At 56.8% G+C, this 4,958-nt stretch carries 5 protein-coding genes; 1 reads left to right on the forward strand and 4 read right to left on the reverse strand.

Annotated features, from left to right (window positions below; translation table 11 throughout):
- The coding region (locus RSSM_RS24685; RefSeq protein WP_052336114.1) for a hypothetical protein at positions 1-1,216 on the forward strand (1,216 nt) is incomplete at its 5' end.
- A 106-nt stretch (positions 1,217-1,322) separates the two neighbouring features.
- Here RSSM_RS24685 and RSSM_RS24690 read toward each other — a convergent pair.
- From RSSM_RS24690 to RSSM_RS35250, 4 genes are all read right to left on the reverse strand, one after another.
- Positions 1,323-2,705, reverse strand: a complete 1,383-nt coding sequence (locus RSSM_RS24690) for an L-serine ammonia-lyase (RefSeq protein ID WP_144060095.1) — start codon at positions 2,703-2,705, stop codon at positions 1,323-1,325.
- A 110-nt stretch (positions 2,706-2,815) separates the two neighbouring features.
- On the reverse strand, positions 2,816-4,075 hold the full coding sequence (locus RSSM_RS24695; protein ID WP_008686225.1) for an NAD(P)/FAD-dependent oxidoreductase: 1,260 nt from the start codon (positions 4,073-4,075) through the stop codon (positions 2,816-2,818).
- Positions 4,075-4,512 carry a proline racemase family protein gene (locus RSSM_RS35245; RefSeq protein ID WP_315850027.1) on the reverse strand — a complete coding sequence of 146 codons (438 nt, stop codon included), beginning with the start codon at positions 4,510-4,512 and terminating at the stop codon, positions 4,075-4,077. Before RSSM_RS35245 ends, RSSM_RS24695 begins: the two co-directional genes overlap by 1 nt.
- Positions 4,427-4,861: a proline racemase family protein gene (locus tag RSSM_RS35250; RefSeq protein WP_261340265.1), complete on the reverse strand. Its 435-nt coding sequence runs from the start codon at positions 4,859-4,861 to the stop codon at positions 4,427-4,429. Before RSSM_RS35250 ends, RSSM_RS35245 begins: the two co-directional genes overlap by 86 nt.
- Positions 4,862-4,958 lie beyond the last annotated feature (97 nt).

The following is a 4,958-nucleotide window of genomic DNA, read 5'->3' on the forward strand; positions in this document are numbered from 1 at the left end:
GGTATCCGCCCAGGCTCCTCCTGATAGTGCACTCGCCGCCGAATCGCTCGCCCGCACCCCTGTCACGCTCAGCATCGAAGATCAGACCCTCCCCACGCTGATTCACCAGATTTTTGTGTCGATCGGCGCCTCCCGATCCGCCCCTGGCAATTCCCAGGTTAACCCGATTCGGTCCATTTGGATCGACCGCCAAGTCGATCCGACCACGAACGTCAGCCTGACGGTGGCTGCAACCTCCGCGGCGAAAGTCGTCGTGGACCTGGCCGAGAAATCCGACCTCGCTGTTTTTCCGCTTCCCGGCGTTCTCCTTGTCGGGCGTCCGCAATGGGTGGACTCCGCCGCCAGCTTCCTCACCGTAGAAACTACCGACGACGACCTCGTATCGGTTCGCTGGCCGAGCGGCAGTACCGCGTCCGAAGTTCTCGAACTGATCCTTACCGCTCCCAAAGTTCGGAACTCACGGGCAAAGGTCGCCGACCTAGGTGACCGTCTGCGAAACTCGAATGTGAGCACGCTTCCTCGGCCTACCGTCGCGTGGTTGCCCCACGATGTTTGGCCGGCAGGTGAGTTAATCGGCGTCGACCGGACCACTGCGGTGTCATTGGTGCTCGCGCAGTTCGATTATGCGATCAAACCAGGGACACGTTTGGAATCGCTCACCACGAGATCTTCGTCTCGTTCACGCAACAACTCGGCCGCCCGCGGTGCACCGAGCGATTCGCAGTCTGACCTTCCCAACGGGATTGTTGGGTGGTCCGAATTGACCGCCGGGAAACCGTTTCCAATGAGTTACCCAAAAGGTGATTCCGTGACGGCGATCCGAGAAACGCTCGCTGCTCAATCAGTCCGTTCGTCAGTGCGTACTTCCGGCGATAAGATCACCGTCCTCGCGACGGCGGAAAACCATCGACGGGCGTTGGCCGCTCACTGGAGATCCACCTCTGCGACGCCTTCCCGACGTGATAAGCCAAACGCAAAGGCAGCCGTCTTTGATCTCAAACTGATCAATAAGACCGCCGGCGATGTTTTAAGACAACTCGCCGCGACCGATGGTAAACGATTCCGAATCGAACCGGATGCCGAGCTCGCTAGCCAACGTCGGATCAACCTGGACGGAAAACAAAAAACGCTTCGAGAACTCGCTATCATGGTCGCCGAGTCCGCTGACCTCGCGGTGGAGTGGGGCGAAGAAGAAGTGGTGATTCGCAAACCATAGCGACACGGCGAAAGAGCTCAGCGTGTTTCAACGAGCACCCGAACTCTCCTCATACAGTTGATGTGCGACATCGTTTGCGATGCGAACGGGACAATGCCTCACGTCATCAACACTCAGCGATATTGACGGCGAGTCCACCCTGAGATGTTTCTTTATAGCGTGACGACATGTCGGCCCCGGTCCGTTTCATTACTCGAATCACGCGGTCAAGCGACACGGTGTGGGTGCCATCACTCCGCAGTGCCAATCGACTCGCATTGATTGCTTTCACGGCGCCCATTGCGTTGCGTTCGATACATGGAATTTGAACCAATCCTTTGATCGGGTCACACGTCAATCCAAGGTTGTGTTCCATCCCGATCTCCGCCGCCTGCTCCACTTGCTCGGGCGATCCGCCGAGAACCTCCGTGATCGCGCCGGCGGCCATCGAACAGGCGACACCGACTTCGCCTTGGCATCCAACCTCTGCACCAGAAATCGACGCGTTGCGTTTATACAGCGAACCGATCGCGGCAGCGGTCATGAAGAATCGTTCGATCTGGTCCTCTCTCGCGCCGGGACAGAAACGCGTGTAGTAGTGCAGCACTGCAGGAATGATCCCCGCCGCCCCGTTGGTCGGCGCCGTCACGACGCGTCCTCCCGCAGCATTTTGCTCATTGACGGCGAGAGCAAACAGATCGACCCAATCGAGAACCATCATCGGATCGGTTGGAATCGAATTCTTGCAGGTAAGCGAATCGTGAAGCGATGGGGCACGTCGTAGTACCCCGAGACCTCCGGGTAAGACGCCTCGGGTTTGACACCCCAATCGGACGCACTCTCGCATCGTTTCCCAGAGATGCTGCACGCCTTCGCTGATTTCCGCATCGCTACGAAAGACCCGCTCGTTCTCGCGTATGAGATCACTGATTCGGCATTCGCGTTTGCGTGTCAGTTCGAGCAACTCATTGGCAGACGAAAACGGATTGGGGATCTCTGGGCAATCGTCGGTGACGTTTTCCTGTCCCTCTTTGACGACGAAACCACCACCAATGGAAAAATAGATGCTCTCGAGCAACAGGTTGCTCTTCGCTGCATCGCCAAGCGCCCGGAAACGCATTGCGTTGGGATGCCCCTGCAGTGTTGTTCGGCGGTTGAAGATCAAATCTTCGCTCTCGACGAACGCTACCTCTCGTCGTTCATCAATCGCAATTCGCTTCGCACTCCGAATCGATGCCAGCTTTTCAGGCACCGTCTCTGGATCAATTGTTTCCGGTGATTCCCCGGAGAGTCCCATGAAAATCGCGGTGTCCGTCCCGTGGCCCATCCCGGTCAGTGCGAGCGACCCATACAACTCGACGTCAATGCGTTTGACGTCATCCAGGTTCACTTCTGTCGCCAGTTCGAGCAGGAACAACTTCGCGGCTCGCATCGGGCCTACCGAATGAGAGCTCGACGGTCCGATGCCGACTCGAAACAGATCAAACACGCCACAGTACTGCTGGGTCAAATCACAATCTCCCGATCGTCTTGTCGACGGAGTGTTTGTCTGGGAACTGATGCCGGGGCCACACGATCGACCCGGAAAAACACGCGGGCACGTCACCGACGGTACTAAAACTAGAACCGTGATGGTGAATACGGTGTGGCGTCGATGTGAGTTTGATTGCCGGTCACCAACTCCGCAATCAACCGCCCTGTCGATGGAGCCAGACTCAACCCTAACATATTGTGACCGGTCGCCAGAAAAGCGTTGTGCAGATTTTTCGTTGGTCCGATGATTGGCAAACTGTCCCACGTCATAGGACGCCACCCAAACCACTTCTCTTCAGCCTCGCCGTCTACCGACGCGACCAGGTAGGGACGGGCCGAGTCTCGCAGTTGTTGAATTCTCGAGTCGCCAATGGTCTCGTCGTAGCCGGCGAATTCCATCATCGATCCAAGACGCCATCCGTTCTCAAAAGGTGACACACCCACTTTGTGTTCCGGGAACAGCATCGGGTATTTCGGTTGCGAGTCGGCTCGCGCCATCGTCAGTGAATATCCCTTTCCGGGCTCGATGGGGATACGGCATTGCAATTCCTGCGACCACCGAGTGCTCCATGCCCCCATCGCAAACACAAAATGATCGGCTTCCAATTTTCCTTCGGTCGTCACCAGTGCTCGGATCCGTCCGCCCTCTTTCTCGATTGAAGACAGTTCGCAGTCTTCAAGGAACTGTACCCCGGAACCTTGTAGCGACTCGACCCATTGTTGATTGAGCCGGTCCGGTCGCACCGACGCATCTCCGGTGTAATGAAATGCACCGGCCAGGCCTGGCTTCAATCCCGGGTCGAAGTTCGGCAATTGGTCACCTTCGATTCGCGTCGCGGTGACTCCAAATTCCTCAGTCAGCATCTTGTCGGACTTTGCGAACGCGTCCATCGCACGTTTCGTCCGCATGACATACAGCAATCCGTTTTCCGCCCACTCACTATCGAAGGCGTGTTCCTTCATGATATCTCGGTATTCGTCCATCGACGCATCGAGAATCGCCTGTAAGTGCTTTCCGACCGTCAACACCTGTTGGTGGTTGCAGCGTTTGGCAAACTGCCACATCCAATTCCACATCGCCGGACTGATGCGTGGCTTAACACGAAAGGGAGCCTGAGGGTTGAACAGAGATTTGAACGCGACTGAGAACGCGCCCGGTTCGGTCAGCGGCGGGACATGACTCGGGCAGATGTAGCCGCAATTGCCATGCGAACAGGCGGCTGCGAGCTTTCCCCGATCAATGACCGTGACCTTCAGTCCCATCTTTGACAGGTAGTGAGCACAGGAAATCCCGATCGTCCCCGCACCGACGATTACCACCGATTGCCCATCGTTTTGACCTGTCATCAACTCACCATTTTTGACGCGAGAGGGTTGGGAGTTCGAATGCCATCTTTAAACGGGTCTCCCTCCTGACGAATCAATTTCCCTTCGCTGCACACATACGCCGTGCCAACGATAACGGGCGAGACTCGGTCATTTTCGAGCGGGGTGTATGTCGCGTGGAAGCGACTGCCGATGACCGATTCCTGGACCCATGTCTCCTCCGGTTTCAGGATTCCGTCGGCGGCGAGGCAGGCCAACTTGGCACTCGTCCCGGTTCCGCAGGGAGACCGGTCATACTGACCACCAGGGCAGTAAACAAAGTTTCTGCTGTTTGCATCGGGCGATTGTGGCGGCCCGAAGAACTCAACGTGATCAATCTCCGCTCCGTCGCTGCCCGTGATTCCTTGGTTCCACAGAGCGTGCCGGATTCTCGCCGAAGCATCGTTGAGGATTTCCAGGTTTTTCCAACCGGATCTCCGCTGGTGCCGAGCCGACTAGGAAAAACCAATTGCCACCCCATGCGATGTCTCCGACGACTGTTCCGAAACCGTCTACCTCGACCTGAACGTCCTTTTCCAGTCGATAGCTGGGCACATTGCCGATCGCGACTTCGTTCGGCTTTCGCAAATCGAACTCGACAATTCCTACCGATGTTTCCAAACGGTGTCTTCCCAAGCCTACCATCCCGAGGTGATGCAAAGCCACGGCGACGCCAATCGCGCCATGACCACACATGCCTAGGTATCCAGCGTTATTGAAAAAGATCGCGGCGGAAACGCAATCTGCATTTGTCGGTTTGCATAGCAAGGCACCGACAACCGGCGTCCCAACCTCGCGGTTCGTGAATCACGCACTGGCGAAAGTGATCGGCGTGTTGCTTCAGGGCAGCGACTCGTTGGCTGAT

The organism is Aporhodopirellula sallentina SM41, assembly GCF_000346505.1.
Lineage (GTDB): Bacteria > Planctomycetota > Planctomycetia > Pirellulales > Pirellulaceae > Rhodopirellula > Rhodopirellula sallentina.